Raw genomic sequence first — 23,559 nt, 5'->3', positions numbered from 1 at the left:
CGACCAGTGGCAAGATTGCCACTGCCCGACTGTTTCCTGCCGCATCCTCGACCCGAGGAGTCGCCGTGCACACCGTGTGCGTCCTGGCGCTGCCGGACACGATCGCGTTCGACCTCGCCACGCCGATCGAGGTGCTCGGCCAGGTACGGCTGCCGGGCGGCCAGGCCGGCTACCGGGTACTGGTCTGCGGCAGCGAGCCGGTGGTCCACGCCGGTCCGCTGCGGCTGGCCGTCGACCACGGCCTCGACGCGCTCGCCGACGCCGACACCGTCGTGGTGCCCGGCCGGTACGACCCGACCGCGCCGGTGCCCACCGCGGTACTGGGCGCGCTGCGGGCCGCCGCGGCCGCCGGTACCCGCATCGCGTCGATCTGCGTGGGCACCTTCATCCTCGCCGCGGCCGGGCTGCTCGACGGCCGGCGGGCCACCACCCACTGGGCCGCCGCCGAGCAGTTGCGGGTGGCCTTCCCGGCCGTCGAGGTGGACCCCGAGGTGCTGTACGTCGACACCGGCCAGTTCGTCACGTCGGCCGGGGCGACCGCGGGCGTGGACATGTGCCTGCACCTGGTGCGCCGCGATTACGGCGCCGCGGCCGCCGCCGACGCGTCACGGCAGGCCGTGGCGCCACTGCACCGGGACGGCGGGCAGGCGCAGTTCATCGTCCGCCCCGGCGTGCGGGCCGCCGAGATCGGCCTCGGCGAGGTCCTCGGATGGCTGGAGTCCCACGCCCACGAGAAACTGACGCTGGCCGATGTGGCTGCCCACGCCAGGCTCAGCGTGCGTACGCTCAACCGGCGCTTCCACGAGGAGACCGGCCGCACTCCGATGCAGTGGGTCACCGCCGTACGCATCCGCCGGGCGCAGGAACTCCTGGAGCGCACCGACCACGGCGTCGACCGGATCGCCCACCTCGTCGGCTTCGCTTCGCCGGCGCAGTTCCGTGCCCAGTTCAAGCGACTCAGCGGGGTGGCGCCACAGGCGTACCGCTCGACCTTCCGCGCGCAGCCCCGGACCCCGGCGGGCGTCCCCGCGTAGGTTCCTGCTCGGGGCGTCGGCGGGCCTGCCGTTACGCCGCGACCGGGTACCCGATGGCGGCGAGATCCTCGCGCAACCTGGCGACGGTCAGCTGCGGGTTCAGGGCCCGGATCACCGCGTCGGTGAGCGGTCGGTGCGCGACGACGTGCGCGACCGCCGCCCGGGTGACCCTACGCCGACGACCAGGCCGGCAGCGAACCTCGTTGCGGGCTCTCCCCGGCCGCCTGTCCTGCACCGGTCCGATACAGGCGACACGTTGCAGTGGACCGGCCAGGAACGCGTACGGGTGTCAGTGGTCGTGTCAGCGGCGTGTCAGGGGGGTGACAGGCTCGATCCCGAAAGTTGTCCGCATGACAGCTTCAGCGATCACGGTCTCCGGACTGCGGAAGGCCTACAAGGACAAGGTAGTGCTCGACGGCGTCGACCTCGATGTCCGGGCGGGAACGGTGTTCTCACTGCTCGGCCCGAACGGGGCGGGCAAGACGACGACGGTGAACGTGCTGACCACGTTGATCAAAGCCGACGGCGGGACGGTACGGGTCGCCGGGCATGACGTGGCGACCGAGGCGAAGGCGGTGCGGGCGGCGATCGGGGTGACCGGTCAGTTCGCGGCGGTGGACGAGCTGCTGACGGGGCGCGAGAACCTGCAGCTGATGGTGGATCTGCACCGGGCCTCCGGTGGCGGCAAGCGGATGGTCGCCGAGTTGCTGGACCGGTTCGAGTTGACCGAGTCGGCGGGCAAGCCCGCCTCGACCTACTCCGGTGGGATGCGCCGCAAGCTGGACCTGGCGATGACGCTGGTCGGCAACCCGCGGATCATCTTCCTGGACGAGCCGACGACCGGGCTGGACCCGCGTAGCCGCCGCACCATGTGGTCGATCATCCGTGGCCTGGTCGCCGACGGGGTGACCATCTTCCTCACCACCCAGTATCTCGAGGAAGCCGACCAGCTCGCCGACCGGATCGCAGTGCTCGACCAGGGCCGCCTCGTCGCCCAGGGCACCTCCGACGACCTCAAGCGGCAGATCCCCGGAACCCACGTCCGGCTCCGGTTCACCACCGTCACCGAGCTCGACACGGCCGCTCGGGTCCTGTCCGACGCCACACGCGACGACGAGACGCTGACCTTGCGGGTTCCCAGCGACGGCGGGACGAGATCGCTGCGGAGCCTGCTGGACCGGCTCGACGAGTACTCCCTCACCGCCGAGGAGTGCTCGGTGCACACACCCGACCTCGACGACGTCTTCCTCGCCCTGACCGGGCGCCCCACGGAGGTGGCCGCGAAATGAGCTCCAAGTCCCACTCGATGATCATGCTGCGTCGCAACTTCAAGCACATCGCCCGGAACCCGACCTCGGTCTTCAACGCCGTGCTGATGCCGATCATCATCATGCTGATGTTCGTGTACATGTTCGGCGACGCCTTCAACGTCGGCGTCGACTACATCGACTACGCCACGCCCGGACTGATCCTGCTGGCCGTCTGCTATGGACTCGGTGCCACCGCGACGGCGGTGAACTCCGACATGACCAAGGGCATCATCAACCGGTTCAAAGTCATGGACGTCTCCCGCGGTGCGGTGCTGACCGGTCACGTCGTCGCCAGCGTCCTGACCAACCTCGTCGCCATCGCCGCCCTCATCGGGGTGGCCTTCCTGCTGGGCTTCAACCCATCGGCCAGCCTCACCCACTGGCTCGGCGTGGCCGGCATCGTCGTGCTCCTCGGCTTCGCCGCCGGCTGGCTCACCGTCGCCCTGGGCCTGGCGGCGAAGTCGCCGGAAACGGCGGGTCTGGCCGCCGTGCCCCTGGTCATGCTGCCGTTCTTCAGCAGCGCCATCGTCCCGGCGGAGAAGATGGGACCCGGTCTGCGGCAGTTCGCCGAGTACCAGCCCTTCACCCCGATCATCGAGACCATGCGCGGACTCCTCAACGGCGCACCGGACACCGGCACCCTGATCACCGCCCTCGCGTGGTGCGTCGGGATCGCCCTGGTCGGCTACCTGTGGGCGTCCGCCACGTTCACCAAGCGAGCGTGACCTCGACCAGCTGACTCCAGCTCGTCCGCGTGCCCTCCCGAGCCGCCTCGGCGAACCCCGCGTCGCCGAGGCGGCTCCGCGCTGTCCGCTCGATCCGGGCCAGGTCCGGGTGGGACAGATCCGGCAGCCCGCGCACCTCGGTGCTCGCCGCCAGCAGCCGCGCCGCCTGGTCGTACCGGCCGCGGCGCAGTGCCAGGTCCGCGACGCCGACGAGTATCCGCGCGATCACGAGGGCATGCCCCGTCTCGGCCGCGGCTTGGCAGGCCGCGGCGTGGTGCTTGCGGGCCTCGCCGAGGTCCTCGGCGAGGTAGCCCAGCAGGTCGTGGGTGACCGCGCGGACGTTCGCCAGCTCCGCGTCGTCGCTCAGCATGGTCGTCGCGACCTCGAGTTGCCGGTACGCCTCCTCGGCGTCGCCGCGCCACCGAGCGAGTTCCGCCTTCGACAGGGCCAGCACGGCCAGCGCGTCCGGCCAGGTGACCCGTTCGGCGCACCGTTGCGCCTCGGCTGTGGCAGCGGCGCTGGCCTCCGCATCGCCGAGCAGCCAGTACAGCTGAGCCTGTCGCGCCCGCATCCGGATGACATCCTCGACGGCGCCGACCTCGGTGACGACCGTGATCGCCTGTTCGTAGTGCTCGCACGCGGCGGCGAACTCGCCGCGCGTGGCGATGCGCTCCGCCAGCTCGCTCAGGGCGAACGAGATCCCGTACCGTTCGCCGATCGCCCGGAACTCGGCGAGCGCCAGCTCTAGGTGGGCGTCCGCATCCCGCCCGCCCTGGCCGAGCAGGATCCGCATCTTGCCGAGTTGCAGCCGGGCCAGGGCCCGCACCCAGGGGTCCTCGTCGTCCAGTAATGGCTCCCAGGCGGGCAGGAACGCGTCCGGCGCCTGCAACATGCGCTCCAGTGGGACGACCAGCCCCAGCAGCGGCCGGCGGGACTGGCTGCGCTGACTGATCCGGTACGCCTTGTGGATCCACTCCGCCGCCTGGTGCTCGTCGCCCCGCCCGCCGCTGACGAAGAGCACCACCAGCGCGTACACCATGGCCCGGATCTCGTCGGTCACCTCGCCGGGCGTTTCGGTGGCCGCGATGAGCAGCTCGATGCCTTCGGCCTTGTGCCCGCTGAGCCACCAGTACCAGCCGGCGCCGGCCGCGAGCCGCATCGCCGCCTGCGCCTCGCCAGCCGCGAGCGCGCCGCGCATCGCGGCACTGATGTTGTCGTGCTCGAGGTTGAGCGTGGCGAGCCACTCCACCTGCTCGGCGCGGCGAAGCCACGGGTCGGCGGTCTCGGTGAGTTCGGTGAAGTAGGTGAGATGCGCGTGGCGCGCCAGGTCCGACTCCCCCGCCTCGGTGAGGCGGTGCGCGGCGTACTCCCTGATCGTGCCGAGCATGCGGTAGCGCGGTGCGCCGTCGCCCTCCGCGACCAGCAGCGACTTCTCGGTCAGCGCGGTGAGCAGCTCGAGCACCTCCGCCTGCTCGACGGCGTCGCCGACGCAGACCCGCTCGGCGGCTTCCAGGCTCGCCCCGCCGGAGAACACCGAGAGCCGGCGCAGGACCATCCGTTCGGCGTCGGTGAGCAGTTCCCAGCTCCAGTCGACCATCGCCCGCAGCGTCCGGTGCCGGGGCAGCGCGGTACGGCTGCCGCCGGTCAACAGGCGGAACCGGTCGTCGAGCCGGTTGGCGAGCTGGTCGATGGACATGGTGCGCAACCTGGCCGCGGCCAGTTCGATCGCCAGCGGCATCCCGTCCAGCGCCCGGCAGACGCGCGCCATCGTCGACAACGTCTCGGCGTCGACCGCGAGATCCTTGCGCACCGCGCTCGCCCGGTCCAGCAGCAGCCGAACGGCCGGTGAGGACTCGATCTCGGCGGGACCGGCGCTCGCGCCGGGCAGGGCCAGCGGCACGACCGGCCACAGGGCCTCACCGGTGATGCCGAGCGGTTCCCTGCTCGTCGCCAGGATCCGCAGCCGCCGGCACTCCCCCAGCACCCGATGGGCGAACGTCGCCGCCGACTCGATCACGTGTTCGCAGTTGTCCAGGACCAGGAGCGCCTCCCGCTCCCGGATCGCGGCGATGAGCCGGTCGGTCGGCTCCACGTTCGGCGCCTCGCCGAGCAGCGCGTCCCGCAGGCCGAGCCCGGCGAACGTCGCCTGTGCCACGTCGCCGTCCGCGCCGATGGCGGCGAGTTCCACCAGCCAGGCCCCGTCCGGCAGGTCGCGGAGCAGGGTGCGCGCGGTTTCCGTGGCCAGCCTGGTCTTCCCCGAGCCGCCCGGCCCGATCAGGGTGGTGAGCCGGTGTTCGGCGACGAGTCCGGCGACCGCGGCGACGTCGGCGTCCTTGCCGATGAAGCTGGTGAGCTCCTCGCGCAGGTTCGTGTTCCGGTTCTCCTCGCGCCGTCCCGACTCGCCCCGCAGCAGCGCGACGTGCAGTGCCGACAGCTCCGGTGCGGGGTCGACGCCCAGCGTGTCGGCCAGCGCTTCCCTGGTGCGCTGGTACACGAGCAGCGCGTCGGTGTCCCGGCCGCTGGCCACGAGGGCGCGCATCAGCGCGGCGACGAGCCGTTCCCGCACCGGGTGCGCGGCCACCAGGTCGGTCAGTTCCGGAACCAGTTCCGCGCCGTGGCCGAGGCTGATCTCCGCGTCGAACCGGTCCTCCATGGCCGTCAGGCGCAGCCGTTCGAGGCGGGTGACCGCCGCGTCGAAGGCCACGCTGTCGGACAGACCGACGTCCTGCAGGGCCGCACCGCGCCACAGCCCGAGGGCCTCGCGCAGCCGCCGTACCCGCTGCGGACCCTCGTCGTCGCGGGCCTGGCGGACCAGGTGTTCGAAGCGCACGGCGTCGACGGCGCGGGGTTCCACCGCCAGGCGGTAGCCGTCCGGCCGCCCCTCGACCGAACCGTCCGGTAGCGCTTTCCGCAGCCGGGACGCCAGCCGCTGCAAGGCGTTCGCCGCGTCGGAGGGCGGATGTTCGCCCCAGATCCAGTCGACGAGCGTCGCCTTCGGGACCACGCGACCGGGTTCGAGCGCGAGGGCGACCAACAGCCCGCGCAGCCGGGCGCCCGGCACGTCGGCGTGGGCCCCGTCGTCCCGGAGAACCTCGAACGGTCCGAGCATCCCGATCTGCACCGGCAGATCTTGCCATGGGCGAGGAGCAGGCCTCCAACCGTTGAGCGGCGCGGAACGGGTCGCCGCCCTAGCCGCGGACGGCGAGCCGATCGCGTACCTCGGCCGCCTGGCTCGCCGCGGCGCGCGCCCGCTCTTCCCACCCCAGGTCGCGCAGGATCCCGGCGAGCACGTCCAGCGCGTTGGCGAGGTTCTGCCCATGCACGGCCGGTTCCGCCCGCGCCAGCCGTTCCACGATCTCGACGGCCCGCCGGGCCGGTTCGAGCGCCTCTGCCGGGCGCGACCACCAGAGGTTGACCGCCAGGAGATGCAGCGTCGCGGCGAGCGCCGGCTCGTGCGCGGCGGCGTCGACGCGCACGAGCTGCTCGTAGAGGTCGACCGCCTCCGCCGCCGCGACCACCGCCTCCCGGTGCTGCCCGACCCGCTCCAACCTCCGGACCTGGCGTTGCAACGCCAGCGCGAGGTGATCGTGATGTTCGGGGGATCCGTCGCGGGCCAGGCGGCGGCGGACCGCGATTGCCTCCCGGCCGGTGGCCAGGGACTCCCCTGGCCGGTCCAGGATCCACAGCGCTTCGGCCAGCAGCTTCAACGTCACGGCCAGGCCGTGCTCGTCGTGCGGGTCGCCGCCGGCCCGCCGACGGTACGCCGCCGCTATCCGGTGCAGCGTGGCAACGGTCTCGTCCTGGGCCACCTGCCCGTAGCCGCTGTCGTCGGGCGACTCCCCCGGCGTCACCCCCGCCCCGTTGGTGGCCACCGCCACCAGCGCTCCGCCGAGACCGTGCTCCCACCCACCGGCGGTGCCCTCCCGCCGGAGTTCCTCGGCGATCTCGCCGATCACGTCCAGCGCCTCGTCCCACCGCCCCAGCATCACCAGGACGGCGCCGTTGGCGGCCAGCACGCCGATGACGTCGTACCGGAGGGCGTCGTCCGCAGCCTTGAGGAAGTCGATGACGTCGCGCTGCCCGGCCAGGACGAGTTCCCATCGCTCCAGCTGTCGCAGCATGTAGTCGAGCACCAGGAAGGCGTGGAACAACGCCAGCCGGTGCGCGGTGGGGTTGGCCCGCGCCTGGCGGCGGAGCACCTGCATGGCCCCCTCCAGGCCGGCCCCCGCGTCGTCCTCGGACCCTTGCACCCACAGCAGGCCGAGCGTCAGGGAGACCGTTTCGGCCCAGGCGTCGCTGCCGTCCGGGTCGTCCTCCCGCTGGCCCGGGGCGATCCGTACCGCCTCGTCGAGGACGGCGAGGGCCGGCTCGGCCCGGCCCAGCCGCAACAGCACGCCAGCCTGGACCACCAGGGTGAAGTGGAGCGCGAACCGACGAGTCTCCTGCTGTTCGGGATCCGCGGGATGGTCGCCCACCAGCCGGCGGGCGCCCTCGACCGCCTCGGCGGCGAGCGCCGCCGCCTGCTCCGGCTCCGACGTCACCAGGTTGCCCGCGAGGTTGGCCAGCATGAGCGGCACGGCGTCCGCGTACTCGTCCGGGTCGTCGCGCGCCAGCCGGCTGACGATCTCGACGCACTCGCGGGCGAAGGCCCGTGATTCCTCGGCCGCCCCGAGATGCGGCCCGAAGACGCCGACCACCGAGAGCGCCCCGGCGAGGTCCTTCTCGTGTTCGGCGGGGTTGTCGCGGGCCAGCCGCCGCAGGATCTCGACGGCCTCGCGGAACGCCGCCAGCGCCTCGTCCCGACGGGCCGGGCCGGGCCGTAACGCGTCACCGCCGACCGACAGGTGCCGGAAGGCGCCCGGCTCGGGTACGAGGTTCAGCCCGACCAGCACCTGGGCGAGGTGCAGCGCCGCCCAGGCGAGCTTGGGCTCGACGGACCGCGGATCGGTCGCGGCCACCGAGCGGTACAGCCGTACGGCCTCCCTGAGCGCGTCGGCTGCCTCGTCCTCCCGGTTGGCCCGGTCCAGCCAACGACCCAGGACGTCGTGCAGCTCGGCGCGCTCGGCGGGGTCGGTGACCGTCGGCAGACGGTGCCGCGCGAGGCGGTCGGCGAGGTCAGCCGCGGCGACGGTGAGGTCGCCGGCCGCGTCGTGCGGATCCTCCGGCAGGAGCCGCTCGAGCCCTTCCAGGGTGGCGATCAGGTGGGGCCAACGCTCGCTGGCGGCGGTGAGGAAGGTGAACGCGCGCGCGGCGTACGGCGGTAGGTGGTTGTCGCCGGCGGACGGGGCGAGCAACAGCTCGGGAACGCCGTGGGTCCAGGCGTCCGACTCATGGCCGGGCAGGTCGTGCCCGGGCAGGCACAGGGCCAGGAAGTCCTCGGCGAGCCGGTCGGGATAGAGGGGCTCCAGCACGGTGCGGGGGTCGGCGGGTGGGTAGCAGAACGTGTGGTCGCCGAGCACCTGGTCGGCGTCGCCGACGCCGACTCTGTCCAGGGCCGCCCTGGCCTCCCGGTAGCCCAGCGGGCCGGTGAGGGCGGCGGTGAACACGGCCCGGCGTAGCTGGGTCGGGGTGGTGGTGAACGTCGTCCGCCCGCCGGTCAGCATGTCACCGCTGGAGTGCAGGGCGTGCCAGTGGAGGTTCTCGCGTTCCAGCAGGTACGCGGTCAGGGCCGTCATGCCCTCGCGCGGCGCCTCCGGCTGGGCGGCGCTGCGGGCGTGGCGGTCGACGGCGACCAGCGCCGCCATGTGCACGGCGAGGGTGAGGCCGAACTCGTCGCGGTCCAGCCAGTCGGGCACGCCGATCGCGGCCGCGTCGGGCAGTCCGTAGCGGCGGGCGAAGCAGTCCCGGGCGGCGACGAACATGCTGCCGCGGGCGTCGCGGGCGCGCGGAAGAGCGCCCAACGCCTGGCTGGTGCAGCCCTCGGGCGACCAGCCGGCCTGCGTGAGGGCGTGGCGCAGGGCCGCCCAGATGTGCTCGTTGCGCGCGAGGAGCAGCACCCGCACCGGCACGTCCTGGTCGAACACCTTGTTGCTGAACAGCCACGTCAGGTGGGTCAGCGGCCACCGATCGGCGTAGTCGACCACCATGAGCAGTCCTCGGGCGGCCCCGACGCGCAGGTCGTGGCTGGCCGGCTCGTTGACGTCGACGACCCGGGCCGGAGTGTGCTCGGCGACGATCACCTTCCACCCGTCCCGGGCGGCCGACTCGGCGAGGTGGCTGGCCAGGCGGGTCTTGCCCTGGCCGCCGGGGGCGTGCAACCAGCGGACCGCGCGGCCGCCCCCGCCGTCGCGCCAGGCGGTCAGGTCACCGACCTCGCCGTGCCGGCCGGTGAAGTCCACGACGGCGTGCCGGGCGTTGAGCAGGTGGCTCGGCTGGGCCGGCAGCCCCTGGTCGTCCACCGCGAGGGTCAGGCCCGGCCGCCGGCCGGCTTCGCTGAGCAGGTACACCGGTCTGCCGTCGCCGAAGACGTGCAGGTCTGCCCCGATCACTCCGTAGCCGAAGCCGTTCTCGACGAGCACCTGCTGGCGCGTGCTCGGCGTGCGCCCCCGCTGGCCGGGAGCGCCGTCGATGGCGGTCACCGCGGGTCGTCCGCGCTGGCCACGGCTGCGACCAGGGCCGTCGTGCCGCTGGCCGCCGGTGCCGGCAGTGCCTCGGTCAACAACGGCGGCTCCTCTCGGTGCGATCACTCAGCTCAGTCGACGTCGACGTGATGCCGAACCCGGCCCCGGCTCGGCGCAGCGCCCCCGACAGCTCGTGCCGCAGCGCCCCGACGGAGCTCGCAGCGGGATCAGCCGGTGACGACACAGCGATGCCCACGGATGGACGGCTACACGGTAGACGAATCGGTCAATCGAACCGTCGATGCCCGTGCGCTACCAGCCCTGCCACCGCGGGGAGGATCCGGCGGCGAGCAGGAGTGAGCGCTCTGATCTCCCGCCGAACCGCCATTGGGATGGGATCCGAACACCGGATCCGCCGCTGTCGCGGGTCGTGCGACGCTGCGCGGACACGAGTCGCGGCACGGGCGTACGGGCCGGTGGAGCGGCGGACACGGGGGCGACGTGAGCGGCGACGTACGAAACGGCGAGCTGGCCGGGGCGAAGCAGCCCCGACCCGCACCACAGGTCGGTCCCGCCCTGGGGCAGGTGGTCGTCGTCGGTCTGGTCGGGCTGGTCGCGCTTCCGATCGTGGGCTGGTTCGGGCTGGTGGTGCTGCCGTCCTACAACGGTGCGCTGCTCCTCGGCGTGGCGGTGCTGCCTGCCGTTCTCTTCGGCGTCGGGACGGCCATGCGTCAAGGGTCCGCGCTCACCGACCGGGCCGGGCACCGAGTCGGCTGGGCGCTGCTGGTCGCCACGGGCGGTGCCGCGCTCTCCGGCTACTGCCTGGCGCAGCTACCCGACGTCCTGCCCGGCCTTGACGGCTCCATCTTCCTGTTCCTGCTGCCCGCGTCGGGGCTGGCGCTGGTCTCGGCGGTGCTCACCCGACCCCGCGTGGTCCGGCTGCCGGCCCTCGCGTTGATCGTGCTCGTCCTCGGCGGGACGACCATGGCCACGGTGGACCGACGGGCCGACGAGCTCGCCCAGCGTCTCGACCACGCCGGAACGGAGGCCGACCTGGTGTTCGTCACCTCGTTGCCCGGCTACGGCGAGGCCGAGCCGCGGGCGGCGACGGCCAGCATCACGTTCGCCGTCACGTACTCGCCCGTGGACGGGTCGGGTGGCCGGATCGTCGTGTGGGCGGACCGTGCCGGGATGCCGGACTGCCGGCCGGAGCCCCCGGGCGGTTACGCCAACGGGTACGGCTGTGTCCGCGAGGCGCCGGAGCGGGCGTACCAGGCGATCCGGCCGGACCTGCACGAATACCTGGTGATCCGGGGCGACCGCCTGGTGCACGTGCGCGCCACCCGGGACGTGGACCGGGCGACGCTGCGAGCCGCGGTGCAGAACGTCCGGCCGGCGACCCCCGACGAACTGGAGCATCTGCTGCCGAGGTTGCCGCTGCGCCTGCGCCGCTGAGGCCGCAGGCGACCGGGACCTCCCGTCGGCCGTACGCGGCGCCGGCGTTGCTGGCCGGCGTGCGGGCACCTGCGGAGCGTCCGTCAGTGCCGGCGCAGTCCGGCGATCAGGAGTCCGACCATGCGTCGGGCGTCGTACCGGGGGTTGCTGCCCGCGCCGATGCAGAGATTGCCGACGCCGCGCATCAGCTCGTAGGCGTCCAGGTCGGGGCGGATCTCGCCAGCCGCGGCGGCGGCGTCGAGCAGTTGGGCGCACACGGGGACGAGGCGGTCGAGAAAGTACGCGTGCAGCGCCTCGAAGGCGGCGTCGTCGGACTGCAACGCCTCGGCGAGGCCGTGCTTGGTGACCAGGAAGTCGACGAAGGTGTCGATCCATCGCGCCAGGGCGGCGTACGGTGCGGTGCTGTCCGCCAGCAGTGTCGGGCCGGCCGCGGCGAGCGCCTCGACCTGGTGGCGGTAGACGGCGACGATCAGGTCGGCTCGGGTCGGGAAGTGACGGTAGATCGTGCCCACGCCGACGCCGGCCCGGGCGGCGATGTCGCGCACGGGCACGTCGACGCCGGACGCGATGAAGGCGGCGGCGGCCGCGTCCAGCAGCGTCTTCTGGTTGCGCCGGGCGTCGGCCCGCTTCCGCGTGACGGATGACCCTGAACCGCCGTCGGTGTCGACCACCATGCCCCCACTTCCATCGTCGGTTGGCAAACGGAACAGCGTTCCGTATGCTGTTTAGCGGAACGGCGCTCCGTTTGTTCAGTGTGCCAGAACGGGCGGCGCAACCGCCATCCGCCTCAACCTCTGACGGAGGAAACAGTCATGCAGTACCGCACCTTGGGCCGCACCGGCGTGCAGGTCAGCACCCTCGCGCTCGGCGCGATGAACTTCGGCAGCCTGGGCCGGACCACCCAGGACGAGGTCACGGCCATGGTCGACGCCGCCATCGACGCGGGAATCAACCTCGTGGACACCGCCGACATGTACGGCCGGGGCGAGTCGGAGGAGATGGTCGGCAAGGCCATCGCCGGCCGCCGGGACGACATCGTGCTGGCCACGAAGGCCGGCATGCCGATGGGTGACGAGCGCAACCAGCAGGGCGGTTCGCGCCGCTGGCTGGTCACGGCGTTGGACAACAGCCTGCGCCGGCTCGGCGTCGACCACGTCGACCTCTACCAGATCCACCGGTGGGACCCGGGGACCAGCGACGAGGAGACGTTGTCGGCGTTGACCGACCTGCAGCGCGCGGGCAAGATCCGCTACTTCGGCTGCTCGACGTTCCCCGCGTACCGCATCGTGCAGGCGGAGTGGGCCGCCCGGGAGAACCACCTGAGCCGATACGTCACCGAACAGCCGAGCTACTCGATCCTGCAACGCGGGATCGAGACCCACGTGCTGCCGGTCACCGAGCAGTACGGGCTCGGCGTGCTGGCGTGGAGCCCGTTGGCCTCGGGCTGGCTGTCCGGCGCCATCCGGAGGGGCCGGGAGATCACCACCAGCCGCTCGACCCTCCTGCCGCAGCGCTTCGGCCTCACCCTCCCCGCCAACCAGGCCCGGCTCGATGCCGTCGAGCGGCTGGCCGCGCTGGCCGACGAGGCCGGTCTGACGATGACCCAGCTCGCGCTCGGATTCGTCACCGCGCACCGCGCCGTGACCAGCGCGATCATCGGCCCCCGCACCATGGACCACCTGCGCTCCCAGCTCGCCGCCGCGGACACCGTGCTCGCCAGCGACCTGCTCGACGCGATCGACGCGATCGTGGCCCCCGGCGTCGACCTCGCGCCCGACGAGAAGTACGACACCCCGCCCGCCCTGCTCGACCCGGCGCTGCGACGTCGCTGACCGCCCGGCACGCCGGCCGTCAGGCGGCAGGCGGCAGGCGGCAGGCGGCGCCAATTGGTGCGCCGCCTCCGCCTGACGCGGCGGACTGCCGGGCTCACGGTGAATGGCAGGGACCCGCGTCGGCTCAGGCGGCGGTGTTGGAGGCGGTGAAGGCCGCGTACACCTGGTCGGCGAGCCCGCCCCGCAGCCACCGCAGCGATGCCGATGCCGGTTGGGCCCGCGAGTTACACCTCGGCCCCCTCCGGGTCGTGACCGCGCCCTCCGAAATTTGTTGGTACGGCCAACATCCTGTATCGTTGGCCGCACCAACGATTAACTTGAGGAGATCGCCATGCACATCCCCTTCGGCCCCCAACTGATCGGACAGACCGAGAAGACCCTCAACGCCATCCTCACCACGATCCTCGGTGACCGGCTGACCGAGCCGCAGTGGGTGACGCTGCGACTCGCGAGCCTGCTGGAGCAGGAGATCTCCACTGGCGACGACCTCGCTCAGGCGGTCGCCGACAGGGCGCGCTTCGGCAACGCCGGCGAGCTCGTGCGGGGCCTCACCACCGCCGGGTTGCTTCGCGACGGGCGGGTGACCGCCGCCGGCCGGAGGCTCGTCGCGGAGATCCAGGCGCAGACCGCCGAGCGGGTCGCCCCGGTCTGGGCGGACCTGCCTGCGGACGACGTGGCCGCGGCCGCGCGGGTGCTCAACGAGGTGCTGCGGCGGGCCAGAGCGGTTCTCGCCTGAGCGGGCCACCACTCCCCTGCTCACGGCGGCGACGCGCAGGTCTGAGGGCCGGCCCTCAACCGAGCGGTGCGCCACGGGGTCAAGTTATTCCTTGACAGGAATATTCCTTGTCGAGAATACTCAGACCCGTGGACGCACTCCTCACCGCACTGGCCGATCCGGCCCGCTGGCGGCTCGTGACCCTGCTGGCCGAGCGGCCCCGCCCGGTCGGCATCCTCGCCCAGCTCGCCGGGGCACGCCAGCCGCAGACCACCAAGCACCTGCAGACCCTCGAGCGTGCCGGGCTCGTCACGTCGCAGCGCACCGGTCAGCGCCGCATCTACGCGCTCCAGCCCGGTGCCCTACGGGACCTGGCGGCTGCGCTCGGCCGGCTCGCCGACCGCGCGGACCAGGCCGGCGGCCCGCTCGCGACCTACGACCGCTACGGCATCAGCCTGCAGGCCGAGCGACTCGCCGCGAAGGCGCCGGGCTGGGCCGACGGCCGCTCGTTCGGGTTCCTCCGGTCACTGACGGCGCAGCCGGGGCTGGTCTGGCGCCACCTGACCGAGGCCGGTCTGCTCGCCCACTGGTGGACGCCCGACGACCTGCGCGTCTCCGAAATCGTCTTCGAGGCCCGACCGGGCGGACGGATCGTCCAGGAATACCGCGACGCCGAGGACGCCGACGGCTCCGACCTGGTCGTCGGGCGCGCGGAGGGCGTCGTCGACGACGTACGCCCGGATGAACGCCTCAGCTACCAGCTCTCCCCCCTGCTTCCCGACGGCGGCCTCGCCTTCACCGCCCACGTCGACCTCCACCTCCGGCCCACCGACACCGGCACGGACCTCGACGTCCAGTGGCGGATCACCGGCAGCACGGTCGACTCCGCCGACTTCATCGCAGGAATCGAGATCGGCTTCGGCCAGAGCCTCGACAAGCTCGCCGCGGTCCTCGCCGCGGACCCGCACGACGCCGACGCCACCGATGGCAGCGGCACCGACACAGGGAGCACGACATGACACAGCAGACCGCCGGCCGCCGGGTCGTCACCAACATCGCCCTCTCCCTCGACGGCCACTACGCCGCGCCGCGCGACCCCCGGGACATGAGCTGGGTGATGCCGTACGCCCACACCGACGTCGCCCGCGACCACCTGACCAGCCTCTGGGAGCCGGCGACGACGGCGCTGCTCGGGCGGGTCAACGCCGAGGGGTTCCTCGGTTTCTGGCCCACCGTCATCGGCGCCGAGGGTGCCGACCCGCGCGACGAGGGCTTCGCGAAGTGGCTCGTCGACGCCGACAAGGTGGTCCTCTCGGCCACCCTCGGCGAGGCGCCGTGGGAGCGGACGACGATCGTCGACAAGCCGACCGCCGAGGTGGTCGAGGGCCTCAAGGCGGCCGAAGGCGGCGACATCCTCGTACTCTCCAGCGCGAGCGTCATCAAGGCGCTGCTGGCGGCCGACCTGGTCGACCGGCTGGCGATGACGATCTTCCCGGTCTTCCTCGGTGGAGGGCCGCGCCTCTTCGACGACGGCCTGCCCGCCGGGCGGTGGACGCTCGCCAGCCAGGCCACGGGCGAGCACGGCACGTTGGCGCTCGTCTACGACCGGATCCGCTGAGCGGCCGGTCAGCGGTCGCAGCCGGCCGGGTGCCCCCGATTCGACTGTGGAGTCTCCTCGCTCGAATCACGGGCACCCGCCGGGTGCGCCGGGCGGATCAGCCGACCCAGCGGCCGTCGCGCATGAGGACGCGTCCGGCCAGCTCGTTCGCCTCCCGCCAGGCCTGGATGCGTCGCGGCCGGATGCGGAAGTACTGGTACGGCTCGTCGAGCTGACGCGGGTCGAAGCCGGTCTTGGTCGCGAACGCGTCGCCGGTCTCCGGGCCGAGGTCGGCGATGTCCACCGGCTCGGCGGTGCCGTCGACGATGACCACGTCGCGCGTCGGCCCGAGGCTGAGTCGCACCCGGGGGTCGGCCAGCAGGTTGCGGCCGGTGACCGAGGCACGCGGCGTCGAGATGAGCAGGGCGCTCCCGTCCCACAGGAAGGAGAGCGGGATGAGGTGGACGCCGCCCGAGGAGCCGGCGGTCGCGACCCAGAGGTCCACATCGCTCTCCAGCTTCGCGCGGGTGTCCCGCAGCCTCTCCGCAAGCCCACGCGGCGGCGCGTCCGTCATGCTTCCTCCAGTCACGTCGTGGAGAGCCTTCGCTCCGGCGGAGGACTCTATCGGTCACCGGTCGACCCACGCGGTGGCTAGTCGCGCAGGCGCTGCTCGTGCACGCGCAGGGCCACCGTCGTGGCGTCCAGCAACGGTGTGGGTACGCCGAGCGCCCGGGCCCGCGCCGTGAGGTCGCCGAAGATCTGCTCGGCCTCGGTCGGCTGTCCGCCGATCAGGTCCCGGTAGAGCGAGGCGGTGTCGGCCGAGCCGGGGCGGGTCACGAAGGCCCGGACGGCGTCGAGGGCCGGCTGCGGCACCGGATACCCGGCCGCCGCGGCGACGGCCGCGACCTCGGCGGCGATCTGCGAGCCGAGGTGGTCGCCGCCGGGAACCGCCACGGCGTCGCCCACCGATCCGCGCGCCAGGGTGTTGAGCGCGCCGAGCGTGCTGATGAAGACCCACTTGTGCCACATGGCGCGGCGGATGTCCGGCGAGATGGAGAAGTCGAAGCCGGCGCCGGCGAGCAGTTCGCCGATCTGCTCGACGCGCTGCGACGTGCCGCCCCGCTGGTCACCGACCACGATCTCGGCCAGGGTGCCCAGCCGGACGATGTCACCCGCGGCGTCGAGCGTGGTGAGGACCCGGACCACGCCGCCGAGCACGGCGTCCACCCCGAACCGCTCGTTCAACGCGTCCATGTGGGCCATCCCGTTGAGGAACGGAATCAGCGTCGTACGTGGGCCGACCGCGGCGGCGACGTCGTCGATCGCGGCCGGCAGCGCGGTGGCCTTCACCGAGACGAGGACGACGTCGTAGTGCCCGTCGAGCTGGGCGGCGGTGAGCAGCCGGGGCGCGAGCACGGTCTCGGCGCCGAGGCCGGTGATCCGCAGCCCTCGCTCCCGGAGCACGTCGGCGCGCCTGGGCCGAACGAGGAAGGTGACGTCCCGGCCGGCCTGCTGGAGCTGGGCGCCGAAGTAGCCTCCGGTTGCGCCGGCCCCGACGACAAGAATCTTCATGCGCCGTGACGTTACTAGTCGAGCCGGTAACGCGACAGGAGGCACAGCGTGATCTCTGTTACCGGTTCAACCGGTATCATCGAACAGTGCTTCACGATGCGGCGGCGTTCCGGTTCGTCGGCGGACGGGTGTCGGTCGACTTCACCGCGACCCACGGCCTGCGCTGGCGCGACCCCGGCGTCGAGCGGATCCCCGCTCCGGCCGATCTGGCCCGCTGGTTCATCGCGGCGGGTCTGACCGACAGCACCGTGCCGGATTCCGCCTCGACCCTTCGCGGCGCCCATGAGCTGCGCGAAGCCCTCTACCGGCTGATGCGTGGCCGGGTGTTGGGGGCACCGGTGGACCGGCGAGCCGTCGAGGTGGTGAACCGCTGGGCGGCCAAGGCGCCACCCGCGGTCCAGCTCACGGCCGACGGCAAGGCGAAACGTCACGGGGCGCCCACCGCCGGCTCGCTGCTGGCGCTGGTTGCCCGCGACGGCGTCGACCTGCTGGGCGGCCCCCACGCCGATCGCCTGCGCGAATGCGCCAGCCACACATGCACGCTGCTGTACCTGGACACCTCGCGGGCGGGCAGCCGCCGCTGGTGCGCGATGCAGGTCTGCGGCAGCCGCGACAAGATGACCCGCTACCGCCGACGCGCCACCGCGCGCTGAGCCCGTTCGCTACCCTCGTCCAGCTCGACATCCCGTCCCGAGCCGGACCTGTCGCGCCAGTCGTCAGCGAACGCCCTCGCGACGTCGCACAGTTCGTCCAGCACGACCTGGCTCGCCGCGGTGAGTGCCGACCGGCTGCGAACGGCCGCGTAGACGTGGCGGGTCAGCGGTCGGCGTAGCGGGCGGGTGGCGACGTGGTAGCGCCGGTCCACTGCCAGTTCGGGCAGGAGCGACACGGACAGGCCCGCCTCGACGTGCGCCAGCAGCAGCTCGTAGCTGGCGAAGCGGCCCGCCACGATCGGTTCGAAGCCGGCCGTCCGGCAGGTGCTGGTGACCAGACTGGACAGGTACGTACCGGGCAGGTCGATGGACCAGGTCGCCTCGGCGAAGTCGGCCACGTCGGCCGGTACGTCCGGACCAGCCTGCGATTCCGGCACGACGAGCACGATGGCGTCGGCGAGCAGGGGGATGGCCTGCACGTCCGGATGTAACGGCATGGATCCGTCGATGAAGTCAGCGGTCACGATGACGTCGTAGTCACCGCGGCGCAGCGCCGGATGGCTGGCCTGCGGATCGACTTCGGAGACGTCCAGGTCGATCTGCGGATACGCCTGCCGCAGCCGCGCGGCGAGGGGAATGACCAGGGTGCGGATGGCGCTGGAGAAGGCCGCGAGGCGCACCGGTCCCGCCGGTTGCCCGGAGGCGCCCGCGAGGTCGGCCTCGGCGGCCTTGAGCTGGTCGAGGATGATGCGGGCGTGCCGGGCGAGCGTCCGCCCGGCGGTGGTGAGCTGGACGCGGCGGCCGGTGCGCCGCAGGAGTTCGGCACGGGCCTCCGTCTCGAGGACCGCCAGCTGCGCCGACACCGCCGACGGGCTCAGGTGCAGGGCCGCGGCCACGGCTCGCACGGTGCCGAGACTGTCCAGCAGGCTGAGCATCTCCAGGCGCGCCGTGTTCAGCCGCATCGGAACTCCTTGTGCGAGTTTTCCGCACAGCGTAGCCAGAAACTTCAGCTATTCACGTACAGCGAACGGTCCTATCGTCAGGCGCATGACGCTGACCGCCGACCGGACCGCCACCGGACAATTCTGGTCCGACGTCGACCGCCACCTGGTGCGATACGGCGCCCCGTTCACGCCCGAGATCATCGAGCGCGCGGCCGGAAGCTTCGTCTACACCGCCGAAGGCCGGCAGATCCTGGACTTCACCTCGGGCCAGATGAGCGCCATTCTCGGCCACAGCCATCCCGCGATCGTCCAAACGGTGCAGCGGGGGATCGCGAGCCTGGACCACCTGTTCAGCGGCATGCTGTCCCGCCCGGTCGTCGACCTCGCGCGCCGGCTCGCCGGGTCCCTCCCCGCGCCGCTGGAGAAGGCGCTGCTGCTGACGACCGGCGCCGAGTCGAACGAGGCGGCCATCCGGATGGCCAAACTCGTGACGGGCAGACACGAGATCGTCGCCTTCGCCCAGTCGTGGCACGGCATGACGCACGCCGCGGCCGCCGCGACGTACAGCGCCGGCCACCAGGGGTACGGGCCCACCCCGCCGGGAAACTTCGCGATCCCCGCCCCCAACCCGTACCGTCCCGACTTCACCACCCCGGACGGCGAGTTGGACTGGCAGCGGCAACTCGACTACGGCTTCGCCCTCGTCGACGCCCAGTCGTCGGGAAGTCTCGCGGCCTGCATCGTCGAACCGATCCTCAGCTCCGGCGGCGTCATCGAGCCGCCCCCGGGCTACTTCGCCGCGCTGGCGGCCAAGTGCCGCGAGCGCGGCATGCTGCTGATCGTCGACGAGGCGCAGACCGGTCTGTGCCGCACCGGCACGTGGTACGCGTTCCAACGCGACGGCATCGTGCCGGACATCCTCACCCTCTCCAAGACGCTGGGCGCCGGCCTACCGCTCGCCGCGGTGGTCACCAGCGAGGAGATCGAACGGGCGGCACACGAGCGCGGGTACCTCTTCTACACCACCCACGTGTCCGATCCGCTCGTCGCCGCCGTCGGCAACACCGTGCTCGACGTCCTCGAAGCGGAACAGATGGACGTCCGGGCGCGGGATCTCGGCGAGTTCCTCCGCGCCGGCCTGCTGGAGATACGCGGCCGGCACCACGTCGTGGGCGACGTGCGGGGACGCGGCCTGATGCAGGGCGTCGAACTCGTCGTCGACCGCGAGACGCGGCAGCGCTCGGACGCTCTCGGCGCCCGGATCACCCGCCGCTGCCTCGAACTCGGGCTCCACATGAACGTCGTGCAACTGCCCGGCATGGGTGGCACCTTCCGGATCGCGCCGCCGCTCACCGCGACGCGCGAGGAGCTGGCCCTCGGCCTGGAGATCCTGGACCAGGCCATCGGCGAAGCGACGGCGGCCACCTGACCGATCGGCAACCGGATCGCGGCAGCCGCGCCCGGCCAGCCGGGGCTGGTCGTGCTCCGACCGGGCCGAGGCCACCGGCGGGCCGGCCGCCGACCCGCCCACCGGGAACGGGCGGGCCGGCTGCCGGTCAGCTCAGGCGACGCCGTACGAGCTCTCGGCGCAGCACGTCGAGTCGGACCAGTACTGGTAGACCACGACCTCGACCTTCCGCCCGTCCGGCACGTTCTTCGACCCGGTCTTGCAGCCGTCCGAGGAGTTCGAGTCGGCGACCGAGAACTCGTTCACCCAGTAGCCGCCCGCGGAGTTGTACGAGTAGATGACGCCCCGGATGCCCCGGCCGTCGGCGCTCATGTCGCAGACCTTGAGGCTGTCCCCGTCGTGGTACCAGACGGCCTGGCCCCGGGCGGTTCCACCGGCGTACGTCCAGGCCATCGCGTTCGCGCCGGCCATGGCCGGCGAGGCGGCAACCGTGACGGACGTGACCACGGCGAGCACCGTCGCCGCGAAGAGCGACGTGATCCGACGCAGCATCAGGATGTGTCCCTTCTGGATAGACGAACCGGACCGCACCCTATCGACGTCGATGGCCGGGACGAGACTCCCGAGCGCTCGGTGAGGTATTGATCACTGTGGCCGTCGCGATCCGGGCCGGCCCGCGCCGCACCCGCCGCCCAGGCCAGGCGCGCCGGCAGAAGGTCGGGCGAACCGCCCAAAGCGCAACCAGTGGCCACCGCGCTAGCTTTGCGCGGTGCGCGGGTATCGGATCGGCGTCCTCGGACGGATCGAGTTGAGCGTCGACGGGGTAGCTGTGTCGCTCGCCCCGCTGGAACGGGCGTTCGTCGCGAGCCTGGCGGCCCACCATGGACGCATCGTCTCCGTCGACCGCCTGATCGACGGCCTCTGGTCGGACCACCCGCCGACGGGTGCGCGCAACCGGGTCCAGGCGGTCGTCGCCTCGGTCCGGCGCGGTGCGACGCCGGAGCTGATCCTCACCAGGTCACCCGGCTACGAGTTGAACGCCGCGGTGGTGCTGGACGCGGCGGAGTTCGCCGCCGACGTGCGGGCCGCCGCAACCGCCACCGACGCCCGTTGTGCCGTGGAGCTGCTCGACCGGGCGCTGGCGCGCTGGCGCGACGACGCGTTCGTCGACGTCGACACGAGGTTGGTCGACGTCGAGCGTGACCGCCTTCACGAGCTCCGCGAGCACGCGGTCGAGCTGCGCGTCGAGGCACTGCTGTCCCTCGGTCTGCATCAGGAGCTGGTGCCGGAGCTGACCACGCTGGTGCGTGATCGGCCCCTGCGGGAGCGGCTGCGCGGCCAGCTCATGGTGGCCCTGCACCGCAGCGGCCGGAAGGCGGAGGCGCTCGCCGTGTACCGGGCCGGAGCCCGCCTCCTCGCCGAGGAGCACGGCATCGACCCGGGGCCGCAGCTGCGACAGCTGCACCGGGAGATCCTCGGCAGCGAGCAGGAGTCGTCCCCGCCGGCGCGGGTGCGGCCCAACCAGCTCCCGGGCGTCCCCGGCGACTTCGTCGGACGGGACAAGGAGCTCGGGCTGCTGCTGTCGTTGCTCGGACGCAACCCGCCAGCCACCGGGGCGGCGCAGATCGTCGTCGTGACCGGGCTCGCGGGGACGGGCAAGACCACCCTCGCGCTGCGCGCGGCGCACGAGAGCCGCCACCGCTTCCCTGCCGGGTGCCTCTACGCGGACCTGCGCGGTAACACTCCGGACCCGGCGCGGCCCGACACGGTCCTCGGCGCCTTCCTGCGCGCCCTCGGGGTGGCCGGCGAGGCCATCCCGGCGGCGGTCGAGGAACGCGCGGCGCTGTACCGCTCAGTGCTCGCCGACCAGCCCATGCTGGTGATGCTGGACAGCGCGGCGGACGCGGCGCAGGTGCGCCCGCTGCTGCCGCCCGCCGGCAGCGCTGCGCTCATCACCAGCACGGCGGCGTTGTCCGGGCTGCCGGGCACCGAGGTCGTTCCGCTCGACGTCCTGCCGGTCGACGACGGCCTCGACCTGCTGGCCGGCCTCGCCGGCGCCGAGCGGCTCGATCGCGAGGCCGCGGCGGCCGTCGACGTGGTGGAGCTGTGCGGTCGCCTGCCGCTGGCGTTGCGCATCGCCGGCGTACGGCTGGCCGAGCGGGAGGCGATGCCGGTGGCGCGGCTGCGTGACCGGCTGCGCGACGAGCGGCGCCGCCTCGATGAGCTGTCGCTCGACGGGCTCGACGTGCGCAGCAGCTTCACCGTCGGGTTCGAGCGGTTGCCACCGCCCGCCGCCCGGCTGCTCGCGGTGCTCAGCCGTACGTCGCTGCGCAGCTTCGGCATGTGGGACGACAGCACCGAGCCGCTGCTGGAACAGCTGTGCCGGGCCCACCTGCTGACCGCCGAGCCCGGCGGCAGGGTCCGCATGCACGACCTGGTCCGGCTGCACTCCCGGGAGCGCACCGAGGTCAGCGCCGACCAGGTGATCGCCTGGTACGGACGGCTGCACGCGTACGCCGAACGCGCCGCCGCGGCGCTGCCCTGCAAGGCCCTGCCGGTGGCCGAGGCGGTGTCCGCGATCGACGCCTGGGACGCCGTCGACTGGTTCGAGGCGGAGCGGGAGAACCTGGTCGCGGCGGTACGGGACCTGCTCCGGCTGGACGCGGTCGACCTGGCGGGGCGGTTGGCCTGCACGATGGGCAACTTCGCGATGATGCGCAGCGAGCACCTGCCCGACCTCGTCGACTGCCTGCGCAACGTGCTCGACCGCGCCGCCGACCTGCCGTCGCCGACCCGGATGTCGCTGCGGCTCCAGCTGGGCACGGCCTACCGGATGGTGAACCGGCACGCCGAGGCCGTTCCACTGCTGCGCGCGGCACACCGGGACAGCCGCGGGCCGCTGGTGGCACACCGGCTCGCCGCACTGCACGGCTACTCACTGTGCTGTCGTACGCTCGGTCGGCTGCGGGAGGCGGACGCCGCGCTGCTGCTGATGGTGCGCACCTGCGCGGCGCACTGGCCGGTCGGCCCGGTCGGCGGGCACGTGCTGCTGACCCTCGGCGAGCAACACGCGCAGTACCAGCTCACCTCACCGTTCGCCCACGCCGCCTTCACCGCGGCCCTCGGGCTGTTTTCCGAAGGCGGCGACCTGTGGGGCGAGGCGCTCGCGCGGGAGAGCATCGGGCTGCTGCACCGGCACGCCGAGCAGTGGCCGCAGGCGTTGGAGCACCTGCGGCAGGCGGTGACCGCCGCGCGCCGGCTCGGCGACCGGATCAGCGTGACCACCGCCGAGCAGGCGCTGGCCGCGACGCAGCTGGCCGCCGGAGACACCGACGCCGCGCGCCGGCTGTTGTTCCGTACGGCGGCGGCGTTCCGGGAGATGCGCCACGAGTGGGGCGAGGCGATCTCCCGCCGGCTGCTCGGGAAGGTGCACCTGGAGGAGGGCGACGCGGGTCAGGCGGTGGCCGAACTGGAAGGCTCGGTGGCGATGCTGCGCAGCATCGGGCAGCCGTTCCCGCTGGCGAACTCGCTGAGCCTGCTGGCCCGCGCGCAGGCCGCCCTGGGCAGGCCCGAGCGGGCCGTCGCGCTGGGCGAGGAGGCGCTGGGCATCTTCGAGCACTTCGACGCCGCGTACGCCGATGACCTGCGCCGACGGCTGGCGGGCTGGCGGAACGCAGCCGGCGCGCAGTAGTAGCGCAGGGCACGCGCAGCGGCGACCAGCACAGTGATGGGCAACCACCCCCACAAGGAGGTT

Annotated in this window: 18 protein-coding genes; 11 read left to right on the top strand and 7 right to left on the bottom strand. The window is 72.8% G+C overall.

All coding sequences use genetic code 11. From position 1 onward, the window contains the following. Positions 1-65 precede the first annotated feature (65 nt). The 3 genes from GA0070609_RS07645 to GA0070609_RS07635 all read left to right on the top strand — a co-directional run bounded on the left by GA0070609_RS07645 (position 66) and on the right by GA0070609_RS07635 (position 3,069). Complete coding sequence (locus tag GA0070609_RS07645; RefSeq protein WP_088993163.1) at positions 66-1,034, top strand: GlxA family transcriptional regulator; 969 nt, start codon at positions 66-68, stop codon at positions 1,032-1,034. 350 nt (positions 1,035-1,384) lie between these two features. After that, the gene (locus GA0070609_RS07640; protein ID WP_088993162.1) at positions 1,385-2,323 is read left to right on the top strand and encodes an ATP-binding cassette domain-containing protein; all 939 of its coding nucleotides are present in this window, start codon (positions 1,385-1,387) and stop codon (positions 2,321-2,323) included. Then, positions 2,320-3,069 carry an ABC transporter permease gene (locus tag GA0070609_RS07635; RefSeq protein WP_088993161.1) on the top strand — a complete coding sequence of 250 codons (750 nt, stop codon included), beginning with the start codon at positions 2,320-2,322 and terminating at the stop codon, positions 3,067-3,069. The genes GA0070609_RS07640 and GA0070609_RS07635 overlap by 4 nt, the downstream gene beginning before the upstream one ends. Here GA0070609_RS07635 and GA0070609_RS07630 read toward each other — a convergent pair. Then, positions 3,053-6,190, bottom strand: coding sequence for a BTAD domain-containing putative transcriptional regulator (locus GA0070609_RS07630; RefSeq protein WP_088993160.1), 3,138 nt, complete (start codon positions 6,188-6,190; stop codon positions 3,053-3,055). The two genes, GA0070609_RS07635 and GA0070609_RS07630, sit on opposite strands and share 17 nt — an antisense overlap. 67 nt (positions 6,191-6,257) lie before the next feature. Beyond that, positions 6,258-9,647 (bottom strand): hypothetical protein, encoded by a 3,390-nt coding sequence (locus tag GA0070609_RS07625; RefSeq protein ID WP_088993159.1) that lies wholly within the window; start codon positions 9,645-9,647, stop codon positions 6,258-6,260. A 483-nt stretch (positions 9,648-10,130) separates the two neighbouring features. Here GA0070609_RS07625 and GA0070609_RS07620 point away from each other — a divergent pair, with 483 nt between their 5' ends. Next, on the top strand, positions 10,131-11,084 hold the full coding sequence (locus GA0070609_RS07620) for a hypothetical protein (protein WP_088993158.1): 954 nt from the start codon (positions 10,131-10,133) through the stop codon (positions 11,082-11,084). 83 nt (positions 11,085-11,167) lie between these two features. On the opposite strand, the gene GA0070609_RS07615 is transcribed toward GA0070609_RS07620, so the two are convergent. After that, positions 11,168-11,758 carry a TetR/AcrR family transcriptional regulator gene (locus tag GA0070609_RS07615; protein WP_088993157.1) on the bottom strand — a complete coding sequence of 197 codons (591 nt, stop codon included), beginning with the start codon at positions 11,756-11,758 and terminating at the stop codon, positions 11,168-11,170. Positions 11,759-11,896: 138 nt separating this feature from the next. Between GA0070609_RS07615 and GA0070609_RS07610 the strand changes: the two genes are divergently transcribed. The 4 genes from GA0070609_RS07610 to GA0070609_RS07595 all read left to right on the top strand — a co-directional run bounded on the left by GA0070609_RS07610 (position 11,897) and on the right by GA0070609_RS07595 (position 15,249). Beyond that, positions 11,897-12,916: an aldo/keto reductase gene (locus tag GA0070609_RS07610; protein WP_088993156.1), complete on the top strand. Its 1,020-nt coding sequence runs from the start codon at positions 11,897-11,899 to the stop codon at positions 12,914-12,916. A gap of 331 nt (positions 12,917-13,247) precedes the next feature. Further along, on the top strand, positions 13,248-13,652 hold the full coding sequence (locus GA0070609_RS07605; protein WP_088993155.1) for a helix-turn-helix domain-containing protein: 405 nt from the start codon (positions 13,248-13,250) through the stop codon (positions 13,650-13,652). A gap of 128 nt (positions 13,653-13,780) precedes the next feature. Further along, positions 13,781-14,650: a metalloregulator ArsR/SmtB family transcription factor gene (locus GA0070609_RS07600; RefSeq protein WP_088993154.1), complete on the top strand. Its 870-nt coding sequence runs from the start codon at positions 13,781-13,783 to the stop codon at positions 14,648-14,650. Continuing rightward, positions 14,647-15,249 carry a dihydrofolate reductase family protein gene (locus GA0070609_RS07595; protein WP_088993153.1) on the top strand — a complete coding sequence of 201 codons (603 nt, stop codon included), beginning with the start codon at positions 14,647-14,649 and terminating at the stop codon, positions 15,247-15,249. Before GA0070609_RS07600 ends, GA0070609_RS07595 begins: the two co-directional genes overlap by 4 nt. Before the next feature lie 97 nt (positions 15,250-15,346). Here GA0070609_RS07595 and GA0070609_RS07590 read toward each other — a convergent pair whose 3' ends face one another. Both GA0070609_RS07590 and GA0070609_RS07585 read right to left on the bottom strand, forming a co-directional pair. After that, entirely contained in the window at positions 15,347-15,802 is a 456-nt protein-coding gene (locus GA0070609_RS07590) for a pyridoxamine 5'-phosphate oxidase family protein (protein WP_088993152.1), read from the bottom strand. Between the two features lie 77 nt (positions 15,803-15,879). After that, positions 15,880-16,800 carry a ketopantoate reductase family protein gene (locus tag GA0070609_RS07585; protein WP_088993151.1) on the bottom strand — a complete coding sequence of 307 codons (921 nt, stop codon included), beginning with the start codon at positions 16,798-16,800 and terminating at the stop codon, positions 15,880-15,882. A 5-nt stretch (positions 16,801-16,805) separates the two neighbouring features. On the opposite strand from GA0070609_RS07585, the gene GA0070609_RS34155 reads away from it, so the two are divergent. Further along, the gene (locus GA0070609_RS34155; RefSeq protein WP_231928572.1) at positions 16,806-17,453 is read left to right on the top strand and encodes a CGNR zinc finger domain-containing protein; all 648 of its coding nucleotides are present in this window, start codon (positions 16,806-16,808) and stop codon (positions 17,451-17,453) included. Here the strand turns inward: GA0070609_RS34155 and GA0070609_RS07575 are convergent. Beyond that, positions 17,426-18,415 (bottom strand): LysR family transcriptional regulator, encoded by a 990-nt coding sequence (locus GA0070609_RS07575; RefSeq protein WP_088993149.1) that lies wholly within the window; start codon positions 18,413-18,415, stop codon positions 17,426-17,428. The two genes, GA0070609_RS34155 and GA0070609_RS07575, sit on opposite strands and share 28 nt — an antisense overlap. On the opposite strand from GA0070609_RS07575, the gene GA0070609_RS07570 reads away from it, so the two are divergent. After that, positions 18,402-19,826 carry an aspartate aminotransferase family protein gene (locus tag GA0070609_RS07570; RefSeq protein ID WP_231928571.1) on the top strand — a complete coding sequence of 475 codons (1,425 nt, stop codon included), beginning with the start codon at positions 18,402-18,404 and terminating at the stop codon, positions 19,824-19,826. The two genes, GA0070609_RS07575 and GA0070609_RS07570, sit on opposite strands and share 14 nt — an antisense overlap. Before the next feature lie 132 nt (positions 19,827-19,958). Here the strand turns inward: GA0070609_RS07570 and GA0070609_RS07565 are convergent, their stop codons facing one another. Continuing rightward, a complete protein-coding gene (locus tag GA0070609_RS07565; protein WP_088993147.1) occupies positions 19,959-20,357 on the bottom strand; it encodes a hypothetical protein in 399 nt (132 codons plus the stop codon). Between the two features lie 217 nt (positions 20,358-20,574). On the opposite strand from GA0070609_RS07565, the gene GA0070609_RS07560 reads away from it, so the two are divergent. Then, entirely contained in the window at positions 20,575-23,496 is a 2,922-nt protein-coding gene (locus GA0070609_RS07560; RefSeq protein ID WP_088993146.1) for an AfsR/SARP family transcriptional regulator, read from the top strand. The last annotated feature ends 63 nt before the right edge of the window (positions 23,497-23,559 follow it).

Origin of the sequence: Micromonospora echinaurantiaca (genome assembly GCF_900090235.1) — a bacterium.
GTDB lineage: Bacteria > Actinomycetota > Actinomycetes > Mycobacteriales > Micromonosporaceae > Micromonospora > Micromonospora echinaurantiaca.
This window is presented reverse-complemented; position numbering and strand designations above follow the sequence as displayed.

What these genes read in the sequence shown, in the direction of transcription:
- GA0070609_RS07610 (WP_088993156.1), top strand. Translation starts at nt 11,897, where the DNA reads ATGCAGTACCGCACCTTGGGCCGCACCGGCGTGCAGGTCAGCACCCTC.
- GA0070609_RS07590 (WP_088993152.1), bottom strand. Translation starts at nt 15,802, where the DNA reads ATGACGGACGCGCCGCCGCGTGGGCTTGCGGAGAGGCTGCGGGACACC.
- GA0070609_RS07615 (WP_088993157.1), bottom strand. Translation starts at nt 11,758, where the DNA reads ATGGTGGTCGACACCGACGGCGGTTCAGGGTCATCCGTCACGCGGAAG.
- GA0070609_RS07640 (WP_088993162.1), top strand. Translation starts at nt 1,385, where the DNA reads ATGACAGCTTCAGCGATCACGGTCTCCGGACTGCGGAAGGCCTACAAG.
- GA0070609_RS07605 (WP_088993155.1), top strand. Translation starts at nt 13,248, where the DNA reads ATGCACATCCCCTTCGGCCCCCAACTGATCGGACAGACCGAGAAGACC.
- GA0070609_RS07635 (WP_088993161.1), top strand. Translation starts at nt 2,320, where the DNA reads ATGAGCTCCAAGTCCCACTCGATGATCATGCTGCGTCGCAACTTCAAG.
- GA0070609_RS07575 (WP_088993149.1), bottom strand. Translation starts at nt 18,415, where the DNA reads ATGCGGCTGAACACGGCGCGCCTGGAGATGCTCAGCCTGCTGGACAGT.
- GA0070609_RS07585 (WP_088993151.1), bottom strand. Translation starts at nt 16,800, where the DNA reads ATGAAGATTCTTGTCGTCGGGGCCGGCGCAACCGGAGGCTACTTCGGC.
- GA0070609_RS07595 (WP_088993153.1), top strand. Translation starts at nt 14,647, where the DNA reads ATGACACAGCAGACCGCCGGCCGCCGGGTCGTCACCAACATCGCCCTC.
- GA0070609_RS07565 (WP_088993147.1), bottom strand. Translation starts at nt 20,357, where the DNA reads ATGCTGCGTCGGATCACGTCGCTCTTCGCGGCGACGGTGCTCGCCGTG.